This window comes from Kribbella sp. C-35 (assembly GCF_046549195.1).
Classification (GTDB): domain Bacteria; phylum Actinomycetota; class Actinomycetes; order Propionibacteriales; family Kribbellaceae; genus Kribbella.
Map to the genome: position 1 here is coordinate 53,531 of NZ_JAJPWG010000001.1, position 18,340 is coordinate 71,870.

Here is an 18,340-nt window from a genome sequence, read left to right on the forward strand (position 1 = left end):
GCGACCTGACAATGGCGCTACTCAGATGGCATCGAGGCGGCGGCGGACCAGGTTGCGTTCGGGTTCGGAGCCGGCCAGGGCGAGGGCCTGCTCGTAGGCGGTGATTGCCTCTGGCAAACGTCCGAGGCGTTGCAGCAGGTCGGCGCGGGCCAGCGCGAACGGGTGGTAGTCCTGGAGCCGAGGTTCCGCTGCCAATTCTGCTAGCAGTGCTAGCCCCGCCTCGGGGCCGTCGCGGAACGCGATCGCCGCCGCACGATTCAGCGCGATCACCGGCGATGGGTCGATCTCCAGCAGTACGTCGTACAGCTGGACGATCTGGGGCCAGTCGGTGCTCTTGAACTCGGCGGCCTCGTCGTGGAGGGCGGCGATCGCGGCCTGGACGGCGTACGGTCCGGGCGGGCCACCGGTGAGGGCGGTGACGACCAGGTCGCGGCCCTCGGCGATCATCTCGTGATCCCAACGGCTCCGGTCCTGGTCCTCGAGCAGGACGATCTCGCCGTCCGGACCGGTGCGGGCGTCGCGGCGGGCGTGGATCAGCAGCATCAGCGCGAGCAGGCCGGTGACCTCGCGCGCGCCGGGGAGCAGGCGGTGCAGGATCCGCGCCAGGCGGATCGCCTCCTCGGCCAGGTCCAGGCGTTGCAGGTACGGCCCGGAGCTGGCGGCGTACCCCTCGGTGAAAACCGAATAGATCACCTGCAGTACGCCGGGAAGTCGCTCCGGCAGCTCGTCCGGGCCGGGGACGCGGAACGGGATCCGTGCCTCCCGGATCTTCTTCTTCGCGCGGACGATCCGCTTCGCCATCGTCGCGGTCGGGACCAGGAACGCCCGCGCGACCTCCGGCGTGGTCAGCCCGGCGAGGCACCGCAACGTCAACGCGCCGCGGTCCTCGGTGGCGAGCGCCGGGTGGGCGCAGGTGAAAAACAGCTGCAGCCGCTCGTCGGGCAGTTCGTCCCCGGTCGCCTGCGGCGTCGGGCGGTCCGCCTCGACCTGGAGGATCGCGAGTTTGGCGGCGTACACCTGGTCCCTGCGGAGCCGGTCTACCGCCTTGCGCCGGGCGGTGGTCATCAACCAGCCGCCCGGGTTCGGCGGTACGCCGTCGACGGGCCAGCGCGTGAGCGCCGCCTCGATCGCCTCCGACGTGACCTCCTCGGCCAGGTCGAGGTCCCCGAACCGCCGAGCTAGCGCTGCTAGCAAACGGCCGCGCTCCTCCCGGAAGACCGCCTCGACCTGGTCCATCGTCAGAACTCCGCTACCGGCCGCACGATCACCGAGCCGCCTCCGCGGGATCCGGGGCACCTCGCGGCCCAGTCCAGCGCGACGTCCAGATCCGGTACGTCGATCACGTAGAACCCGCCGAGCACCTCCCGGGTCTCCGCGAACGGCCCGTCGGTCACGGTCCGCTTGCCGTCGTTGGCGACCTCGACCCGGGTCGCCGTGACCAGATCGGCCAACGACTCGGACGCGACCACCACGCCCGCGTCGGTGATCTCCTTGTCGAACCGCATCCAGTCCTCCGGCTCACACCCCACCGGCGCGTCCTGCAGATCCAACTCGCCGGCATTGATCAACAACATGTACTTCACGTCGTACCTCCCGTCACCGTGTCTACAGCATCACCACGAACGGGGTCGCCCCCGATGGACCGGTCAGTCAGGATTAGGTCATGAATGTTTTGCCTTCGGGTGAGCAGTGGGTCCTTCGTGGTGGCGGGTTCGAGGGGACGGTGGTGAGTGTCGGCGGTGGGCTGCGGGAGCTCACGTACGACGGGCGGCCGGTCCTGCTCGCGTACGGCGAGGACGAGGCGGCGCATGCCGGTCTCGGCCAGCACCTGTTCCCGTGGCCGAACCGGATCACGGACGGGCAGTACACGTTCGAGGGCCTCGACCAGCAGCTCTATCTCACTGAACCGGCCCGCCAGAACGCGATCCACGGCCTCACCCGCTGGGCGAACTGGCAGCGCGTCGACGACGGGTCCGATCCGTCGACGGTGGTCGCCGGGCACCAGCTGTTCGGCCAGCCCGGGTACCCGCACCAGCTCGAACTACGCCTGAACTACCACCTCACCGATCACCTGACCGTGACCGCCACGGCCACCAACATCGGCCGGACCGCGGCGCCGTACGGCTATGGAGCGCACCCCTACCTCAGCGTCGGCCGCCCGATCGACGACTGTCTCCTCGACTTCACCGCAGCCCAGCGGCTCGAGGTGTCCGCGGACCGGATGTCCCCGACCGGCCTGACGCCGGTCGACGGATCGCCGTACGACTTCCGCGAGCCCCGGCTGATCGGCTCGACCTCGATCGACAATGCGTTCACCGGTCTGAACGGCGAGTGGTCCGTGTCGCTGACCGATCCGGACAGCGGCGCGCGGTCGGTGCTGACGAGCGACACACCGTGGATGCAACTGTTCACCGGCGAGGCAGTCGGGCGTACGGCGCTCGCGGTCGAGCCGATGACCTGTCCGCCGGACGCCTTCCGCAGCGGTCAGGACCTCGTCGTACTCAAGCCCGGCGACTCACACTCGACTAGCTTTCAGGTGTCCGTTTAGACGGACCGGCGCCGTGTTCGCGGGCGACCGCTGCCAGCTGCTTGGCGGCGCGGCTCGCCCGCGCACCCTCGGCGGCCTGGACCGCGAGAATGCCGATCCGGTTGTCATCGGCATCGAACAGCTGCAGCCACGCGTCGCCCGGCCGGAACCGCAGCGCGGTGACCTCTGACCACTGCAGCGTGTACGACTTGAACACGTTCCGGATCCGCAGCCGATCCGCGTACGCCGTGACGCGCAGCGTCGTCATCCGGTACAGGATCCACAGAATCGCCCCGAAGAACGCCAGCAGGGTGAGCCGCTGGAACCAGTCGAACGACCCACGATCCTCCGGCGACAACCGGAACCAGATCACCCCGAACACGGCGATCAGCGACAACCCCATCCCGGCTGCCATACCCGCGACGATCCGCGGATGGAACGCGAACAAGCGGCCGCCGCCGGCCGTCTCGGATCCGGAGTTCGGTTCGTCGGACCGGTCCGGGTCGGGGGTGGAGTTGTCGGGGTCCGGCATCGGAGTGCCTCAGATCCGGCAGGCGTGGATGTCGGTGGTGAGGATCGCGCGGGCGCCGACCTCCCAGAGCTGGTCCATCAGGCGCTGCGCCTCGGCGCGCTGGACCATGACCCGGACGGCGACCCAGCCCTGGCGGTGCAGCGGCGAGACGGTCGGCGACTCCAGGCCGGGTGCGACCGCGGTGGCCGCGTCGACGTCCTCGGCGCGGATGTCGTAGTCCATCATCACGTAGTTCCGCGCGATCAGGACGCCTTCGAGCCGGCGTACCAGCTGGTGCATGCCGTTCGCCGGGGTCTCCACGCCGTGCCGCTTGATCAGCACGGCCTCGGATTGCAGGATCGGCTCCCCGAACACCTCGAGCCCCGCCTGGCGCAACGTCGTACCGGTCTCGACGACGTCCGCGATCACATCGGCGACGCCCAGCTGGACGGCCGACTCCACGGCGCCGTCCAGGCGCACGACCGCCGCGTCGACGCCGTTCTCGGCCAGGTGATCCTGCAGTACGCCGGCGTACGACGTGGCGATCCGCTTCCCGGCCAGGTCCTTCACGGAGTCCGCGACCCCGGGCCGCCCGGCGAACCGGAACGTGGACGAGCCGAACCCGAGGCCCATGATCACGTCCGCGTCCGCGTGCGAGTCCAGCACCAGGTCGCGGCCGGAGATGCCGACGTCGAGCGTGCCCGCGCCGACGTACACGGCGATGTCACGCGGGCGGAGGTAGTAGAACTCGACCTCGTTGGCCGCGTCGGTGAGCGTGAGGTCCTTGGTGGTCCGGCGCTGTTTGTAGCCGGCTTCGACGAGCATCTCGGTGGCGGCTTCGCTCAGCGAGCCCTTGTTCGGTACTGCGACGCGCAGCATGGCGACTGCCCTTTCTGGGGGAGGTGAACCGGTGATCTGTGGGATGGCTCCTACAGATGTCGGTACACGTCCTCGAGGTCCAGGCCGAGCGCGTGCATCATCACCTGGGCGTGGTAGAAGAGCTGCGACAGCTCCTCCGCGGCCCGGTCCTTGCTCTCGTACTCGGCAGCCATCCAGGACTCGGCGGCTTCCTCGACCAGCTTCTTACCGATCGAGTGCACGCCGGCATCCAGCGCCGCCACGGTCCCGGAACCTTCCGGCCGCGTCGCCGCCTTCTCACCCAGCTCGGCAAACAGCTCCTCAAAACTCTTCATCGCCCGCCCAGCCTACGGGTCCCATCCACGCTCTCCGCCGCCAGGTCCGCTAGCCGGACTGCGTGAGCGCCTCGGAGAGCCTCCGCGGGGACGAGTGGGCGTCGACGTACCAGTTGTGGTGTTCGGCGAGTAGGCGCTTGACCATCGCGTAGTCGATGGTGTCGTCCGGGGTGCGGAGGTGGTAGGGCGGCGGGTAGAAGGCATCTCCGAGGAGGGCTACGCCGTCGGCGAGGACGATGACTGAGTCCGGGGCGTGGTTGCCGCCGAGGTGCCGCAGTACGACGTCGGTCGGGAGGGTGAGCGTGTCGTCGAACGTCTGGTCGGGGAGGACGATCCGGAAATCGGTCCAATCGGGGACGGCCAGGGCGCGGGCTCGGAAGCTGGGGGCGAGTTTGGGGTTGGCCTCGACCTGGTCGTGGAGGTAGCGGTGGCTCCAGGGGCGGTCGGCCTCGGTGGTGAGGAGGTCGACGGCGGTGGAGTGGGCGATCACTGTGACGTCTGGCCAGGCACAGGCGCCCCAGGTGTGGTCCCAGTGGTGGTGGGTGTAGACGAGCCACTTCGGCGCGGGCAGGCCGGCGTTCTTGATCGCCGTACCGATGGCTCTTGCGTGCTCGGGGCTGTTGCCGGCGTCGACGAGAACGCTGCCGCGGTCGTCGGCGATCACGGCGACGGACGGGCGGATCGCGTCGGGATCGGGGTCGTGCGGGTAGATCCAGACCCGACCGGTCAGGTGCTCCAACATGCCGCCGACGATAACCGCGTCGCTGATGATGGGTGTATGCAGAGTCCTCGGAGAGTTCGCGAGCTGGGTGTTGTCGTCGGAACGCTGCCCACGGGGCGGCTCAACGCGATCACCGACGTACCTGGGGTGCGGGTCGGGCAGACGACGATCACCGGCGACGGGCTGAACACCGGGGTGACGGCGATCGTCCCGGACGGCTGGGCGGAGACGCTGTCGGCGGCGATTGCTGTCGGCAACGGGTACGGGAAGCTGGTCGGCTCGACGCAGGTGGACGAACTGGGCGTCATCGAAACCCCCATCCTGCTCACCGGGACGCTCAGCACGTTCCGCGTCGCCGACGCGCTGCTCACCTGGCTGCTCGCCTGCAACCCGGATGCGACCAGTCTGAACCCGATCGTCGGCGAGACCAACGACGGCCACCTCTCCGACATCCGCCGCCGCCCGATCACGCCCGAGCACGTCCACACCGCCCTGGACACCGCCTCCTCCGACCTCCCCGCCGAAGGCTGCGCCGGAGCCGGCACGGGCACCTGCGCACTAGGTTTCAAGGCGGGAATCGGCACTGCATCGCGCACCCTCCCGGCCCGTGTTGCAGGGTCCGGCGAACACACCGTTGGTGTCCTCGTGCAGGCGAACTTCTCCGGCTTGCTGACCGTGCTCGGGCGCCCGATCCCCGCCCAACCGATCGATGCGGACGGCAACTCCTGCATGATCGTGGTCGCGACCGACCTCCCGCTCGACTCCCGGCAACTCGGCCGGCTCGCCCGCCGGGCGATCTTCGCGATGGCCCGAGTCGGCTCCGACTACGCCCCTGGCAGCGGCGACTACGCGATCGCCTTCACCACCTCCCGTACGCCGGACTTCCCGGACCGCGACCTCCGCACACCGTTCCAAGCAGTCACCGAATCAGTAGAGGAAGCCCTCCTAAACTCCCTCACCATGGCCCGCACCACCATGGGCCACCACGACCACACCGCCCACGCCGTACCCCACCACCTCATCGCACTTTGAGCACCCACCAACCATTTTCGGGGTCGCGAAATGGTTGGTGGGTGCTCAAGGTGGGCTACGCGAGTGCGGGCGCGGGTTGGGTGCGGCGCTGGCTCTGGTGGGTGAGGGCGGATCCGGTCAGGGTGCCGAAGGCGAGCAGGGCGGCCGCGGTGCGGATCAGGTGCGCGAGCTGCCAACGATCACGCACGGCGGCCCAGTCGGACGGAGGGTTCTGCACCGACCACGACGACTGGTCCGAGTTGATCGGCAGGTTGATCGCCAGCGTCGTCGCGAACACAACGACGAGCAGCGCGACCGCCACCAGCACCACCCGCCGATCGTTGCCCCGGGCCCAGATCGCGAGCACCACCGTGGTGACGATCGCCGGGATCAAAGTCACCGACGCGAGCGTGTCCAACGAGTCCAGCTCGACCAGCCGAACCTGCGTGTAGACCGACGCCCCGAACTCGCGCAACGAGTTCTCCAGCACCAGTACACACACCAGGAACCCGGCAAAGACCCCGCTGAAGACCAGGCTCAGTCCACGAACGATCCGCGCCATCAGTACGCCACTCCAACCGGCTGATCGACCGTCGCCGGCCGATCTAGCACCGCTAGCATCAGGTGGGCGACGTCGGCCCGCGAGATCATGTACCCGCGCGTCACCGTGCCGCCGATCACCGTCCGATAGGTCCCGGTCAGCGCCCGGTTCGTGAGCTTCGGCGGGCGCACGATCGTCCACTCCGTCGTACTGCTCATGATGTCCGCCTCCATCACCCGCAGATCGGCGTACACATCGGCCGCGAACGCGTTGATCATCGGATAGAGCAGCCGCCGATTGAGGAAGCCCTCGTCCGCCGGTACCGGCCCGAGCGGCGCGGCACTCACCGCGACAAAGCGCCGTACCCCGACGGCTTCCATCGCCGCCAGCATGGACCGCGTGCTCCCCGACGCGACCGGGCCGTCCTTCCGCCTGCGGGCGCCGACCCCGGAGATCACCGCCTCGCTCCCGTCCACGGAATCCCGCAGCGGCTCGGCCTCATTCAGGCCGGGCACCCGGATCACCTCCAGGGCCGGGTGTTCCATCTCGTACGCCGACGACGTACGCACCACTGCCGTCACCTTGTGTCCCGCATCGAGCGCCTGCCGTACGACGTGACCGCCGATCCCGCCCGTCGCCCCGAACACCGTGATCCTCATCCCGACCGCCTCCCTGAAATCTTCTCTGTTGTTCATATAGTATGGAACTCATAAGATATGCAACAGATAGAAGGAGGTGACATGCGCCACCGCCGGCGGACCGGGAACGAGATCAAGGCCGCGCTCCGCGACCTGCGGATCCAGCTCGCCCTGCTCAACCACCACATCGGGGGCAAGCTGGCCTTGAAGGACGTCGACCTCGACTGTCTCGACGTACTCGCCCGCAGCGGCCCGCTGACGCCGAGCGCCCTGGCCCGTCAGGCCGGACTCCACCCGGCAACACTGACCGGCATTCTCGACCGGCTCGAACAAGCCGGCTGGATCGCCCGCGACCGCGGCCGGTCGGATCGCCGCAGCGTCACGATCCGCGCCCTGCCGGACCGCGGGATGGAGGTGTTCCGGCTGTACCAGCCGATGATGAGCGCAATGGACGACGTACTGGCCGATTACACCGAGGCCGAACTCGACGTGATTGCCTCGTTCCTCCGGCGGACCGCGGAAGCCGGCGAGCGCGCAGCTCAGGAGTAGAGGTCGGACAGCGTGCGGCCGAGGTTCGCCAGCTCGGCCCGCAACTCTGCGGGCTCCAGCGCCTCGACCGCGTCCCCGAATCGGCACAGGGAGGCGGCCGCGTTCGGGATCGACTCGATCGGGATCGTCACCACGACACTCCCGTCGGCCTCGGGTTCGGCGGCGGCGACGGCCTTGACCAGCGCCGGGTACGAGACGTCGTACATCTTCGCGGCCAACCGCGCGGACACCCGTAAGACAGCCTCGCCGGTGAAGCGGATCTGGTCGAACCCCTCCAAGTGCTCCTGCCAGAACTGCTGCAGCTCGAATCCGTCGTCCCGCACGAACGTCTCCTCGGTGGGAGTCAGTTCGAGGATGTTGGAGACGCGGTACGTGCGCAGTCCGCCGGGGGTGGAGGCCACGACGTACCAGCTGCCGTTCTTCAGCACGAGTCCGTACGGTTCGAGGACGCGCTCGACTTCGCGGGGCTCCTCCCAGCGGCGGTATCGGACCTTGATGCGGCGGTCGTGGAGTACGGCGTCGGCGACAGCGGAGAGCTGTGGTGAGACCTCGGCCTCCTGGTACCAGGCGGGCAGGTCGAGGTGGAAGCGATTCTTCAGCCGGCCGGCGCGGTCCCGCTGATCGGGTGCTAGCGCTGCTAGCAGTTTGAGTTCGGCGGCGCTCGTCTCCGCGGTCAGCCCGAGCGCGGCGGCCGCGCCCGGCATACCGACGAGGAACAGCGCGGCGGCCTCCTGTTCGGTGAGGCCGGTGAGGCGGGTGCGGTACCCCTCGACCAGGCGGTACCCGCCTGCTCGGCCTTGGTCGGCGTATACCGGGACTCCGGCCGCGGCGAGCGCCTCGACGTCGCGATAGATCGTCCGCAGCGACACCTCGAGCTCGTCCGCGAGTTCGCGCGCGGTCAGCTGCCGGCGCGTCTGCAGCAACAGCAAGATCGACAGGAGCCGGCTCGAACGCATGCTCTGAGGTTAGTCCTTATTGCTGCCATGGGTTGTCAGGTTTTGCTCGCAAGCTGGGCGGTATGACGACTTGGACCAAGGTGACCGGCGACTTCGACTTCCTCAACGGGTACTTCGACGTCCACCACCGAACCCTGAAACAGGCCTTCGTGGGCTGCGACGAATGGCTCGAGTACGACGGAACGACGACCGCGCGCACCTACTTCGACGGGCAGATCAGCATCGACGAGATGCGGTTCCCGACGAAGGGGTCGTACGGGCTGTCGCTGCGCCTGTTCGACCCGGTGAACGAGCAGTGGAGCATCTGGTGGGTCAGCAGCACCACGATGCAGCTGTACCCGCCGGTGCACGGCGGATGGACCGCGGACGGTTCACGGTGCCGGCTGGTCGGCGAGGACACGCACGAGGGACAACCGATCCTGTGCAGCTACGAGTGGTCCGACATCACCCCGGAGACCGCGCACTGGGAGCAGGCCTACTCCAACGACGGCGGCAAGACGTGGGAGACGAACTGGATCATGGACTTCACCCGGCGGCACACTCCCCCGCCCGCGCTCGACGTACCGAAGATCACCGACGACTTCGACTTCCTGGTCGGCCGGTGGTCCTTCCACAACCGCCGCCGTCGCCCGGTGCTGGGCGAGCCGTTCGAGTGGTACGAACACGACGCGACGATGGAAGTCACGACGTACTTCGACGGCGCGATCAGCTTCGACGAGGGCTGGTTTCCGAGCGAGGGGTTCCGCGGGGCGACGTTCCGCCTCTACGATCCTTCAGCGAGGACGTGGTCCATCCACTGGATCAACAGCCAACGCGGCCGCCTCGAAACCCCCGTCATCGGCTCCTTCACCGATGGCACCGGCACCTTCGAAGGCCCCGACGAATGGGACGGCCAACCCATCGACGTCCGCTTCCTCTGGACCCCCGGCACCGACAAGGCGGCCTGGGAACAATCCTTCTCCACAGACCACGGCCAAACCTGGACCACCAACTGGTTCATGGAACACACCCGAACCGCTTGAACCGGGGCTGAGACCAGTCGCGGTGGGCTGAGACAGGAAGTGCTGGGCTGGGACCTGCTATTTCAGGTCTCAGCCGACCAGTTGTTGTCTCAAGCCCTACAGACTGCGGATCGCCGCGAGTGTGGATAGGGCCGCTTGGGTTGCTTCGTAGCCTTTGTCTTCGCGGCTGTCGGGGAGGCCGGCTCGGTCCAGGGCCTGGGGGTCGTTGTCACAGGTGAGTACGCCGAAGCCGATGGGGACGCCCGTGGTGACGCCGACCTGCATGAGGCCTTCCGTCGCCGCCTGGCAGACGTACTCGAAGTGAGGGGTATCGCCCCGGATCACCACACCGAGTGCGACCACCGCGTCGTATCCGGACTTTGCCGCATGCAACGACGCGACCGGGAGCTCGAACGAGCCAGGGACCCGGATGACGGTGTGCTCGGCAACGCCGGAGTCTTCCAGCGCGCGGAGGGCTCCGGCGAGCAGGCCGTCGGTGACCTTCGGGTGCCACTGGGCGGCGACGATCGCGACTCGGGCGTCTTCAACGCGGGGTACCTCGATGGTGGGTGCTCCACTGCCCGACATCAGCCGGCTCCGTTCTCTTCGGTCAGCAGGCCGCCCGGCAGGTGATGGCCCATTCGATCGCGCTTGGTGCGCAGGTACCGCAGGTTGTGCTCGGTCGGGTCGATGGAGATCCCGCGGCGCTCGACCACCTCGATGCCGTACCCCTGCACACCCGCGAGCTTGTCGGGGTTGTTGGTCAGCAACCGCACTTCCTTCACTCCGAGATCGGCCAGGATCTGCGCACCGGTCCCGTAGTCGCGCGCATCCGCCGGCAACCCGAGATCGAGGTTCGCGTCCACCGTGTCCCGGCCCGCGTCCTGCAGCTCGTACGCCTGCAGCTTGTGCAGCAGCCCGATCCCGCGCCCCTCGTGACCGCGCAGGTACACCACGACACCGCCCTCGGCCGCGACCTGCCGCATCGCCTCGTCCAGCTGCGGCCCGCAGTCGCATCGCAGCGACCCGAACACATCACCGGTCAGGCACTCCGAGTGCAACCGCACCAGCGTCGGCCCGTTCCCGATCTCGCCGCGCACCAGTGCGAGCTGCTCCGATCCGTCCACCGTGTTGCGGTAGCCGTGGGCAACGAAATCGCCGTACTGCGTCGGCAGCGTCGTCGTCGCGACCTTCTGGATCTGGGACTCGGTACGGCGCCGGTACCGGATCAGGTCGTCGATCGACACCAGGACCAGCCCGTGCTCGTCTGCGAACGTCCGCAGGTCGAGCCCTCGCTTCATCGTCCCGTCGTCGTTCACCAGCTCCGAGATCACCGCGGCCGGCGTCAACCCGGCCATCCGCGCCAGGTCGATCGACGCCTCGGTGTGGCCGGGGCGGACCAGTACGCCGCCCTCGCGACCGCGCAACGGGAACACGTGCCCGGGCTGCACCAGGTCGTACGACTCCGAGGCCGAGTCGGTCAGCACCCTGATCGTCCGCGCCCGGTCGGCGGCCGAGATCCCGGTCGAGATCCCGTCCCGCGCGTCGACGGAGATCGTGTACGCCGTCCGCATCCGCTCCCGGTTGTGCGGCGTCATCAGCGGGATCCCGAGCCGGTCGAGCTCCGAGCCCTCCATCGGCACGCACACCACGCCGGAGCTGTACCGGATCAGGAACGCCAGCAGCTCGGGCGTCGCCTTGGACGCGGCGAAGATCAGGTCGCCCTCGTTCTCGCGGTCCTCGTCGTCGACCACGATCACCGGCCGGCCGGCGCGGATCTCGTCGATCGCGTGCTCGATCGTGTCGAGCTTCAGCACGTCACCCATCTAACCCACCACCACAGGCTCAGGAGCTTGGACCCGCTCACGGTTCTGGATCTTCCACCACGACACGAACCCGACGACACAGAACAGCCCGTACACGATGTACATCGTCGCCGACGGATAGAACTCCGCCTTCACGAGCAGCGGTACGCCGACCACGTCCACGGCGATCCAGATCAGCCAGAACTCGACGAAGCCACGTGCCATCCCGTACGTCGCCAGAATCGACCCGGTGAGGATCCAGGCGTCCCACTGCGGGCCCCACGATCCGAGTTCGCGCAGAACGAAGTACGAGATCGCGTACAGAACCACCGCGATGCCAGCGAGCTCGAGTCGCTCGCGCGCAGACGCCCAGCGCGGCTGGACGCCCGTTGCGGCGCCGCCGTGGCGGGTCTGGTACCAGCGGTACCACCCGTAGAGGCTGACGATCGCGAAGAACACCTGGCGGCCGGCCTGGCCCCAGAGATCCTTGTCCTGCGGGGTGTCGAAGATTCCGCCGACGAAGACCGTGAACAGCAAGACGTTGCCGACGATGCCGATCGGCCACGCCGACACCAGCCGGCGCATGCCGAACAGCGCGCTGGCCAGACCGAACACGTTGCCGACGATCTCCCGGACCAGGACCTCCGACCCGGCGATCGTCACCGTCGAGTGCAACAACCAGTCGATCGGGTTCACCGCACGCCTCCGTTCCTCACGTTGCCTGCGGCAAGAAGTCTTTCCACGTACTTCGCGATCACGTCGACCTCGAGGTTGACGGTGTCGCCCACCTTGTTCGCGCCCAGCACGGTCAGCTCCAGCGTGGTCGGGATCAGGCTGACCCCGAACGTCCCGGACGCGTCGTCGACATCGGTCACGGTCAGCGAGACCCCGTCGATCGCGATCGAGCCCTTCTCGGCGACGTACTTGAGGATCTCCGGGGACGTCGCGATCCGGACGTCCTCCCAGTGCTCCCCCGGCGTACGGCCGGCGATCGTGCCGGTGCCGTCGACGTGGCCCTGGACGATGTGCCCGCCGAGCCGTTCGTGCGCGGCGACGGCCCGCTCGAGGTTGACCGGCGAGCCCTTCTGCAGACCGCCGAGGCTGGTCCGCTGCAGCGTCTCGCGCATCACGTCCGCGGTGAACGTGCCGCCGCCGTACTCCACCACTGTCAGGCAACAGCCGTTGACCGCGATCGAGTCGCCGTAGCCGGCGTCCTCGGTCACCTTCGGGCCGCGGATGGTGAGCCGCGCGGCGTCGCCGTCGAGCAGGTCAAGGGACTCGACGGTGCCGAGTTCTTCGATGATGCCGGTGAACATCTACTTTCCTCCCAGAGGAACCAGGGTCAGCCGGACGTCGTCGCCCAGGCGGGTGACGTCCGCTAGCTTGAACCGCCGCAGGTGGTCGATCGATTCCGCGCCGAGGTCGCCGACCGCGCCGTACCCGGAACCGAGCACGGCCGGAGCGACGTACGCGACGATCTGGTCGACGAGTCCGGCGCGCAGGAACGCGGCGGCCAGGGTCGGGCCGCCTTCGAGCCAGAGGTGCCGGATCTGCCGGTCGTCCAGCTGCCGGAGCACCTCGGCGGGATCGTGGGTCGGTAGCAGCAACGTCTCCGCGCGGTCGTTGCGGACCCGCGCGGTGGGTGGGATCTCACGGTCGCCGACGACCACCCGCAGCGGCTGCCGCGCCGCGGGTACGTCGTGCTCGTCGCGGACCGTCAGCTCCGGGTCGTCGTCCAGCACCGTCTGGGTGCCGACGGCAATCGCATCGCACTCGGCCCGCTGCCGATGGACGTCGGCGCGCGCGATCGGCCCGGTGATCCACTTACTGGTCCCGTCCGGCGCCGCGGACCGCCCGTCGAGCGTGGTCGCGAACTTCCAGGTGACGAACGGCCGACCCGTCCGGACACTGTGCAGCCAGACGTGGTTGACCGCCTCGGCCTCGGTCTGCAGGACGCCCTCGACAACGTCGATGTTCTTGTTCCGCAGCTTGTCGGCGCCACCGGAAGCGGTCCGGTTCGGATCGGGCACGGCGTACACGACGCGCGCGACCTCGGCCTCGATCAGCGCGTCCGCGCATGGTCCGGTCCGGCCGGTGTGGTTGCACGGCTCGAGCGTGACGTACGCCGTACCGCCACGGGCTCCTGCCCCGGCCATCCGGAGCGCCTCGATCTCGGCATGCGGGCCGCCGGCAACGGCATGGAAGCCCTCGCCCACCGGATGCCCGTCGCGGCCGGTGATCACGCACCCGACGACCGGGTTCGGATGGGTGCTGCCGGTACCTCTCGCAGCCAACTCGACAGCCCGCCGCATCCAGGCGATGTCGATCGGCGACGCGTCGTTCACTACTCGGGCCCCTCGTCGTCACGGACGCACTCCGGGGCCTCGACCGGCACGTCTGCTCCGTCGCCCTCACCGGACCACTTGTCCGATACTGCGGTCCGTCACCGGACCTCTCGCCGCCGCGTCCCGTGGGCTGTGCAGTCCACGCTCCGCGCCGTCGGGCGCCAGAGCACACCCGCCGACCGCGTGCGCCTCCCATCCGGACTTTCACCGTCGGTCCTGGAATTCCACCAGGTCAACCGATCGCCGAACCGCAGCGACCGGGTCGCGGACTGTTACCGCCGGCTCGGAATTACACCGACCCCGGAGCACGCGAGTGGGTTCACTCGTGCTTCAAGTATGCCCCTCCCCGCAACCCGCACCACGACCCAGGTCACATCGTGAGCCGTTCCCGGACCCAGGTGCTACGCGGCGGGGGCGGTGAACAAGTTATTTCCTGTTCACCGCCCCGGTGCGGGTGTCTCTGGTCCCGGCGGTGTCGACTCGAGGTCGGTCACGGGCCGGATCCGCCGCGCTGCCTGAGCCGGGTCGGGCAGTCCTCGGACCCTGTACCTTCTTGCCGGTGGAGGCGTTTGCTGGGCGGTATCGGCTGATCGACCTGATCGGAACCGGCGGGATGGGTTCGGTCTGGCGCGCCTGGGACCTGCGGCGCTCGGCCTACGTCGCGGCCAAGGTCCTCGGGCAGCACGACGCCGGCACCCTGCTGCGCTTCGTCCGGGAACAGTCGGTACGGATCCAGCACCCGCACGTCGTCGCCCCACACGGCTGGGCCGCGGACGACGACAAGGTCGTGTTCGCGATGGACCTGGTCCGCGGCGGCTCGGTCGCCACGCTCCTCGGCGACCACGGACCGCTCCCGCCGTCGTACGTCGCTGTGCTCCTCGACCAGCTCCTCCACGCGTTGTCCGCGGTGCACGCGGCAGGCGTCGTACATCGCGACCTCAAACCCGCGAACCTGCTCCTCGACGCGACCGGCACCGGCCGTCCCCATCTGCGCCTGTCGGATTTCGGCGTCGCCGGCCTGATCGACGAGCCGCGCATGACGCGCAACAGCACGATCCTCGGCACCCCCGGCTACCTCGCGCCTGAGCAGTTGTCCGGCGCGGACCCCGACCCCCGCCAGGACCTGTACGCCGTCGGTGCCGTCGCCCACGAACTCCTCACCGGCAACCGCCCCACCCCCACCGGCCCCCTCCTACCCGCGGACGGCCCGCTAGCCGCCTTCATCCACACCTGTACGGCGACCAGCCCCGCGGACCGCCCCACCACAGCCCAAGCCGCAGCCCGCCTCCTGTCCGAGTCCGGCGCCCTCCCACCGCCCGACTCCCTCCCCTGGACCACACACCCCGACGCCCCCGAGGTCTTCGACCAACTCCCACCCCTCCCACCCACCTGGACCCCCACCGGCCCAACCCACCCCACAACCCCCGCCCAGCCGGCCAGTTCTGCGCAGCCTGCCGAGGGCGGGCAGGTCGCCCAGCTCCAGCGTGCGCGGTCGTCGCGGCCGCGGGTGACTCAGCAGCTTTCTGGGGTGGGCTCGCCGGGTCCGCAGGGTGGTGAGGCGGGGCTGCCCGTGGAGGGGGCTCGGCGGAGGCGGGGGCTGGTTTGGTTGGCGGTGGGGAGTTTTGTGGGGGCCGCCGGGCTGATTGGTAGTGCTGTTTGGATCTTGGTGCGCTGAAACCACGAAGCCCGGGACGCGGATCGCATCCCGGGCTTCTGACTGTTACCGCGGCGCCTGTGGGCCGCCCCAGTTGTTCGGCTGCGGCCACTGCGCGGGCGCCGGCTTCTTGCGCAGCCGCGCGACGATCAGCCCACCGATCAGCAGGAGCACGACGCCACCGCCACCAAGCCCAGCGACCAATACCACGGGCGTCCCGTCATCCGAGTCGGAGCGCCCCTGCACCGGCTCACCGGCCCGGTTCTTGTCCCCGGAGTCCCCCGGCTCCGACGGCGTCGCACTCGACGACGCGCTCGGCGTCTCAGTCGGCGAAGGCGTCACGGACTCACCCGAGACCGGCGTCGCGCCGTCGACGTACTCCGGCTTGCCCGCCCCCGCCGTACCGACGACGCCGACCGTGAGGTTCAGCGGGATCGTGAACGCCTTGTCATTGGCCTTCCGGGTCAGCGACACGGCCAGGTAGTACTCGCCAGGCGTCGACGTGCCGGTGTCCTGGTTGTTGGCTCCGTTGCGGTTCAGGTACCGGATCTCCTTGGTGGTCAGCCCCTTCGCCAGCCCGCTCTTGGTCAGCACAGCCTTCGTGTACGAGCCGCCTGGCACCTTCTTGGCGAAGATCGCGAACACGTCCTCGCCGGTCGGCGAGATCAGCGCGGTGTCGAGATAGCGGATCCCGTCGATGGCCTCGGCCTGGGCACCGGCCATCTCCGGGACCGTCATCTGCGCCTGGATCCGCTGACCCCAGTCGGCCTTCACCCGATAGAGCTGGAGTTCGCCCGGCATCAGCGTCGTCTTGTAGGTGCCCGGCTGGAGCAGCGGCGCGTCCGGGAAACTGGAGCCGGGCACGATCTCGCGCGGCGTCGACCCTGACATCGGCGTCCAGACCGGGTCAGCGGCTGCCGCGGGCAGGTTCGCGATCGAGTCGACCGGCGGCTCCTCGTCGATCCGCAGCTCGTACGGCACGCCCTTGAGCTGCAGGTAGTCCTTCCCCGGGTTCACGGTGAGCACCAGCTGATCGGAGTCGGCGCATTCGTCGTTCTTCTTCTCGTACTTCGACCAACTGGCGGCCGTCCCGGTCGCCAGCCCCTGGTCTCCGTCGAATCCCCGCGGGTAGCTCCAACCGCACTGCTCACCGGCGAGCGTGTTGAGCCGCACCTCGGACTGGATCACGAAGCTGCCACCGGCCGGACGCCGGAAGCTCACCCCGGCGCGCAGCGTCGAACCCTTGATGGTGCGCTTGATCAGGTAGTGCTTCGAGGTGTTGTCGACACCGTACGTGTCGGAGTAGTGGCCCGGGGCAAGCACCGGTGCGCCTTCCTGCTGCGGGGCGCCGTGCACCGGCGTACCGGAAATCCGGAACGGGCGGAAGGCTCGCGTCGACAGCCTGCCCAGACCGGCCTCGAGGTCGACGGTCGAGTCGGCGTCGTAGTAGTCGCCGCGCCCTTCGCGAGCCACGCACTGGAGTTGCGTGCGCGCCTTCCCGCCGACGCGGAAGCCGACCACGTCGATCTTCAGATCGATGCCCTGCTGGGCGATCGAGCGGGCCACCGCGCACGGCTCCGGCGCACACGTCGCCTCGCCGTCCGAGACCAGCACGATCGTGCGCTGACCGACCGGGCCGAGGTCCTTCGCGGCCTGCTGGAGGGCGTAGCCGATCGGAGTCTCGCCGTACGGCTTGTACTTGGCGATCGCCGTCTGCAGCTGCGGCCGGTTGCCGGTCCCGATCGGGACGGTCAGCTGGGTATCTGTGCAGGCGCCCGCTTGGGTGCGTTTGAACACGGTCGCGCCGTACACCCGGAGACCGACCTCGGCCGCCTCGGGGAGCTTGGTCACCACACTCGACAGGGCCGTCCGGGCGGCGGCGATCTTGGTGTGCCCGTCGCCGGCCGGCTCCGCCATCGAGCCGGACGAATCGAGGACCAGCACGAGCTTGCCGCCGCTCGGAGCAGGGTCCGCGAGCGCAGCTGGGGCGGTCAGGCCACCCAGGACCGCGGCCAGCGTGACCGCGAGAAGCGCCCACACGACGGGCCGGCGGCGGTGTGCCTGGTGAGTCGTCATCGTTTCCTCCGGTGAGATTCGCTGCCGCAAACTTTGACAGTTTGCGATCGCAAATGTCAAGCCAGTTCCAGGCTGGAATTTCGGGTTCGCAAGTGCGAAGATCTTTGCATGGAGCAGACGGCACACAATCTGCAGCAGCAGGTCGAGCTGTACGGCGAGCCACTGGGCGAGGTCGTACGGCGGATCACCGGCGGGCTCGGCCTGACCCAGGGCGGGCTCGCCCAGGTGATCGGCCTGTCCGCGCCGATGCTCTCGCAGTTGGTGAGCGCGCACCGGGTGAAAATCGGCAACCCCGCGGTGATGTCCCGCCTGCGGGCCGTGTCCGAGCTCACCGACCTGGCCGTGTCGGGCGGGATCGAGCCCGAGCACATCGCCCACGAGCTGGACGGGATCCGCGCCGCCACCGGCGCCTACACGCGGCCGACCACAGCCCAGCTGGCGCGGTCAGCCGCGCCCGGCCAGATCACCGGACAGGCCGCGGGACAGCCCATCGATCCACCGGCCCGGTTCCTGCGACCCACTACTTACCCCGGCGAACTACCCCCGTCCCCGTCCGCACGCAGCGTCGTACGGGAGATCCAGGACCTGTTCCGCGCCGTCGCTTCGGCCGAGGAGATCCAGCAAGCGGCGGCCGCCGTGGACTCGCCGGCGATCGCCGAGTTACTGCTTGCCTACGGCACCGGCAGGACGGCCGATGCACTAGCGCACTACGAGCAGCACCACGGCTGATATAGCACAACCTGAGTAGACATTCCGCTCCGTCTCACGCTTCGTCGAAGCGGAATGCAAGGAGCGCGGCTGGTGTTGGCTTG

The 18,340-nt window shown here is 68.9% G+C and carries 21 protein-coding genes and 1 riboswitch; of the genes, 6 read left to right on the forward strand and 15 right to left on the reverse strand.

Annotation, left to right across the window (positions count from 1 at the left end):
* Positions 1 to 21: 21 nt before the first annotated feature.
* Together ACLJOO_RS00255 and ACLJOO_RS00260 are read right to left on the reverse strand one after the other, a co-directional pair.
* Positions 22 to 1,236, reverse strand: coding sequence for an RNA polymerase sigma factor (locus tag ACLJOO_RS00255; RefSeq protein WP_410784701.1), 1,215 nt, complete (start codon positions 1,234 to 1,236; stop codon positions 22 to 24).
* Between the two features lie 2 nt (positions 1,237 to 1,238).
* Positions 1,239 to 1,574: a YciI family protein gene (locus ACLJOO_RS00260; protein ID WP_410787103.1), complete on the reverse strand. Its 336-nt coding sequence runs from the start codon at positions 1,572 to 1,574 to the stop codon at positions 1,239 to 1,241.
* Between the two features lie 89 nt (positions 1,575 to 1,663).
* On the opposite strand from ACLJOO_RS00260, the gene ACLJOO_RS00265 reads away from it, so the two are divergent.
* Complete coding sequence (locus tag ACLJOO_RS00265) at positions 1,664 to 2,548, forward strand: aldose 1-epimerase family protein (RefSeq protein ID WP_410784702.1); 885 nt, start codon at positions 1,664 to 1,666, stop codon at positions 2,546 to 2,548.
* On the opposite strand, the gene ACLJOO_RS00270 is transcribed toward ACLJOO_RS00265, so the two are convergent.
* From ACLJOO_RS00270 to ACLJOO_RS00285, 4 genes are read right to left on the reverse strand one after another with little or no spacing between them, the layout of a single operon-like run.
* Complete coding sequence (locus ACLJOO_RS00270; protein ID WP_410784703.1) at positions 2,526 to 3,059, reverse strand: PH domain-containing protein; 534 nt, start codon at positions 3,057 to 3,059, stop codon at positions 2,526 to 2,528. The genes ACLJOO_RS00265 and ACLJOO_RS00270 overlap by 23 nt on opposite strands.
* A gap of 9 nt (positions 3,060 to 3,068) precedes the next feature.
* On the reverse strand, positions 3,069 to 3,917 hold the full coding sequence (gene hisG / locus ACLJOO_RS00275; RefSeq protein ID WP_410784704.1) for an ATP phosphoribosyltransferase: 849 nt from the start codon (positions 3,915 to 3,917) through the stop codon (positions 3,069 to 3,071).
* A 50-nt stretch (positions 3,918 to 3,967) separates the two neighbouring features.
* Positions 3,968 to 4,231, reverse strand: coding sequence for a phosphoribosyl-ATP diphosphatase (locus ACLJOO_RS00280; protein ID WP_327636859.1), 264 nt, complete (start codon positions 4,229 to 4,231; stop codon positions 3,968 to 3,970).
* A gap of 49 nt (positions 4,232 to 4,280) precedes the next feature.
* Complete coding sequence (locus ACLJOO_RS00285) at positions 4,281 to 4,973, reverse strand: MBL fold metallo-hydrolase (protein ID WP_410784705.1); 693 nt, start codon at positions 4,971 to 4,973, stop codon at positions 4,281 to 4,283.
* Between the two features lie 36 nt (positions 4,974 to 5,009).
* Here ACLJOO_RS00285 and ACLJOO_RS00290 point away from each other — a divergent pair, with 36 nt between their 5' ends.
* Entirely contained in the window at positions 5,010 to 5,984 is a 975-nt protein-coding gene (locus ACLJOO_RS00290; protein WP_410784706.1) for a P1 family peptidase, read from the forward strand.
* Between the two features lie 55 nt (positions 5,985 to 6,039).
* Here ACLJOO_RS00290 and ACLJOO_RS00295 read toward each other — a convergent pair whose 3' ends face one another.
* The gene (locus ACLJOO_RS00295) at positions 6,040 to 6,525 is read right to left on the reverse strand and encodes an anthrone oxygenase family protein (RefSeq protein WP_410784707.1); all 486 of its coding nucleotides are present in this window, start codon (positions 6,523 to 6,525) and stop codon (positions 6,040 to 6,042) included.
* Positions 6,525 to 7,163 carry an NAD(P)-dependent oxidoreductase gene (locus ACLJOO_RS00300; RefSeq protein ID WP_410784708.1) on the reverse strand — a complete coding sequence of 213 codons (639 nt, stop codon included), beginning with the start codon at positions 7,161 to 7,163 and terminating at the stop codon, positions 6,525 to 6,527. Before ACLJOO_RS00300 ends, ACLJOO_RS00295 begins: the two co-directional genes overlap by 1 nt.
* A gap of 81 nt (positions 7,164 to 7,244) precedes the next feature.
* Here ACLJOO_RS00300 and ACLJOO_RS00305 point away from each other — a divergent pair, with 81 nt between their 5' ends.
* Positions 7,245 to 7,691: a MarR family transcriptional regulator gene (locus tag ACLJOO_RS00305; RefSeq protein WP_410784709.1), complete on the forward strand. Its 447-nt coding sequence runs from the start codon at positions 7,245 to 7,247 to the stop codon at positions 7,689 to 7,691.
* Here ACLJOO_RS00305 and ACLJOO_RS00310 read toward each other — a convergent pair.
* Positions 7,682 to 8,647 carry a helix-turn-helix transcriptional regulator gene (locus tag ACLJOO_RS00310; protein WP_410784710.1) on the reverse strand — a complete coding sequence of 322 codons (966 nt, stop codon included), beginning with the start codon at positions 8,645 to 8,647 and terminating at the stop codon, positions 7,682 to 7,684. The genes ACLJOO_RS00305 and ACLJOO_RS00310 overlap by 10 nt on opposite strands.
* A 62-nt stretch (positions 8,648 to 8,709) precedes the next feature.
* Here ACLJOO_RS00310 and ACLJOO_RS00315 point away from each other — a divergent pair, with 62 nt between their 5' ends.
* On the forward strand, positions 8,710 to 9,669 hold the full coding sequence (locus tag ACLJOO_RS00315; protein ID WP_410784711.1) for a hypothetical protein: 960 nt from the start codon (positions 8,710 to 8,712) through the stop codon (positions 9,667 to 9,669).
* 96 nt (positions 9,670 to 9,765) lie between these two features.
* Here ACLJOO_RS00315 and ribH read toward each other — a convergent pair whose 3' ends face one another.
* From ribH to ribD, 5 genes are read right to left on the reverse strand one after another with little or no spacing between them, the layout of a single operon-like run.
* Positions 9,766 to 10,236, reverse strand: coding sequence for a 6,7-dimethyl-8-ribityllumazine synthase (ribH, locus tag ACLJOO_RS00320; RefSeq protein ID WP_410784712.1), 471 nt, complete (start codon positions 10,234 to 10,236; stop codon positions 9,766 to 9,768).
* Complete coding sequence (locus tag ACLJOO_RS00325) at positions 10,236 to 11,474, reverse strand: bifunctional 3,4-dihydroxy-2-butanone-4-phosphate synthase/GTP cyclohydrolase II (RefSeq protein ID WP_410784713.1); 1,239 nt, start codon at positions 11,472 to 11,474, stop codon at positions 10,236 to 10,238. Before ACLJOO_RS00325 ends, ribH begins: the two co-directional genes overlap by 1 nt.
* Positions 11,475 to 12,149 carry a nicotinamide riboside transporter PnuC gene (gene pnuC, locus ACLJOO_RS00330; protein WP_410784714.1) on the reverse strand — a complete coding sequence of 225 codons (675 nt, stop codon included), beginning with the start codon at positions 12,147 to 12,149 and terminating at the stop codon, positions 11,475 to 11,477. It lies immediately after the preceding gene.
* A complete protein-coding gene (locus ACLJOO_RS00335; protein ID WP_410784715.1) occupies positions 12,146 to 12,769 on the reverse strand; it encodes a riboflavin synthase in 624 nt (207 codons plus the stop codon). Before ACLJOO_RS00335 ends, pnuC begins: the two co-directional genes overlap by 4 nt.
* Complete coding sequence (ribD, locus tag ACLJOO_RS00340; RefSeq protein ID WP_410784716.1) at positions 12,770 to 13,798, reverse strand: bifunctional diaminohydroxyphosphoribosylaminopyrimidine deaminase/5-amino-6-(5-phosphoribosylamino)uracil reductase RibD; 1,029 nt, start codon at positions 13,796 to 13,798, stop codon at positions 12,770 to 12,772. It abuts the gene before it with no gap.
* Between the two features lie 179 nt (positions 13,799 to 13,977).
* A riboswitch (FMN riboswitch) is annotated at positions 13,978 to 14,111 on the reverse strand.
* A 246-nt stretch (positions 14,112 to 14,357) separates the two neighbouring features.
* Here ribD and ACLJOO_RS00345 point away from each other — a divergent pair.
* Positions 14,358 to 15,473, forward strand: coding sequence for a serine/threonine-protein kinase (locus ACLJOO_RS00345; RefSeq protein ID WP_410784717.1), 1,116 nt, complete (start codon positions 14,358 to 14,360; stop codon positions 15,471 to 15,473).
* 45 nt (positions 15,474 to 15,518) lie between these two features.
* On the opposite strand, the gene ACLJOO_RS00350 is transcribed toward ACLJOO_RS00345, so the two are convergent.
* Positions 15,519 to 17,528 carry a vWA domain-containing protein gene (locus tag ACLJOO_RS00350; protein WP_410784718.1) on the reverse strand — a complete coding sequence of 670 codons (2,010 nt, stop codon included), beginning with the start codon at positions 17,526 to 17,528 and terminating at the stop codon, positions 15,519 to 15,521.
* A 108-nt stretch (positions 17,529 to 17,636) separates the two neighbouring features.
* Between ACLJOO_RS00350 and ACLJOO_RS00355 the strand changes: the two genes are divergently transcribed.
* Complete coding sequence (locus tag ACLJOO_RS00355) at positions 17,637 to 18,257, forward strand: DNA-binding protein (protein ID WP_410784719.1); 621 nt, start codon at positions 17,637 to 17,639, stop codon at positions 18,255 to 18,257.
* Positions 18,258 to 18,340 lie beyond the last annotated feature (83 nt).

Coding starts and splice junctions, on each gene's coding strand:
- ACLJOO_RS00255 (WP_410784701.1), bottom strand. CDS start 1,236: ATGGACCAGGTCGAGGCGGTCTTCCGGGAGGAGCGCGGCCGTTTGCTA.
- ACLJOO_RS00260 (WP_410787103.1), bottom strand. CDS start 1,574: ATGTTGTTGATCAATGCCGGCGAGTTGGATCTGCAGGACGCGCCGGTG.
- ACLJOO_RS00265 (WP_410784702.1), top strand. CDS start 1,664: ATGAATGTTTTGCCTTCGGGTGAGCAGTGGGTCCTTCGTGGTGGCGGG.
- ACLJOO_RS00270 (WP_410784703.1), bottom strand. CDS start 3,059: ATGCCGGACCCCGACAACTCCACCCCCGACCCGGACCGGTCCGACGAA.
- hisG (WP_410784704.1), bottom strand. CDS start 3,917: ATGCTGCGCGTCGCAGTACCGAACAAGGGCTCGCTGAGCGAAGCCGCC.
- ACLJOO_RS00280 (WP_327636859.1), bottom strand. CDS start 4,231: ATGAAGAGTTTTGAGGAGCTGTTTGCCGAGCTGGGTGAGAAGGCGGCG.
- ACLJOO_RS00285 (WP_410784705.1), bottom strand. CDS start 4,973: ATGTTGGAGCACCTGACCGGTCGGGTCTGGATCTACCCGCACGACCCC.
- ACLJOO_RS00290 (WP_410784706.1), top strand. CDS start 5,010: ATGCAGAGTCCTCGGAGAGTTCGCGAGCTGGGTGTTGTCGTCGGAACG.
- ACLJOO_RS00295 (WP_410784707.1), bottom strand. CDS start 6,525: ATGGCGCGGATCGTTCGTGGACTGAGCCTGGTCTTCAGCGGGGTCTTT.
- ACLJOO_RS00300 (WP_410784708.1), bottom strand. CDS start 7,163: ATGAGGATCACGGTGTTCGGGGCGACGGGCGGGATCGGCGGTCACGTC.
- ACLJOO_RS00305 (WP_410784709.1), top strand. CDS start 7,245: ATGCGCCACCGCCGGCGGACCGGGAACGAGATCAAGGCCGCGCTCCGC.
- ACLJOO_RS00310 (WP_410784710.1), bottom strand. CDS start 8,647: ATGCGTTCGAGCCGGCTCCTGTCGATCTTGCTGTTGCTGCAGACGCGC.
- ACLJOO_RS00315 (WP_410784711.1), top strand. CDS start 8,710: ATGACGACTTGGACCAAGGTGACCGGCGACTTCGACTTCCTCAACGGG.
- ribH (WP_410784712.1), bottom strand. CDS start 10,236: ATGTCGGGCAGTGGAGCACCCACCATCGAGGTACCCCGCGTTGAAGAC.
- ACLJOO_RS00325 (WP_410784713.1), bottom strand. CDS start 11,474: ATGGGTGACGTGCTGAAGCTCGACACGATCGAGCACGCGATCGACGAG.
- ACLJOO_RS00335 (WP_410784715.1), bottom strand. CDS start 12,769: ATGTTCACCGGCATCATCGAAGAACTCGGCACCGTCGAGTCCCTTGAC.
- ACLJOO_RS00350 (WP_410784718.1), bottom strand. CDS start 17,528: ATGACGACTCACCAGGCACACCGCCGCCGGCCCGTCGTGTGGGCGCTT.
- ACLJOO_RS00355 (WP_410784719.1), top strand. CDS start 17,637: ATGGAGCAGACGGCACACAATCTGCAGCAGCAGGTCGAGCTGTACGGC.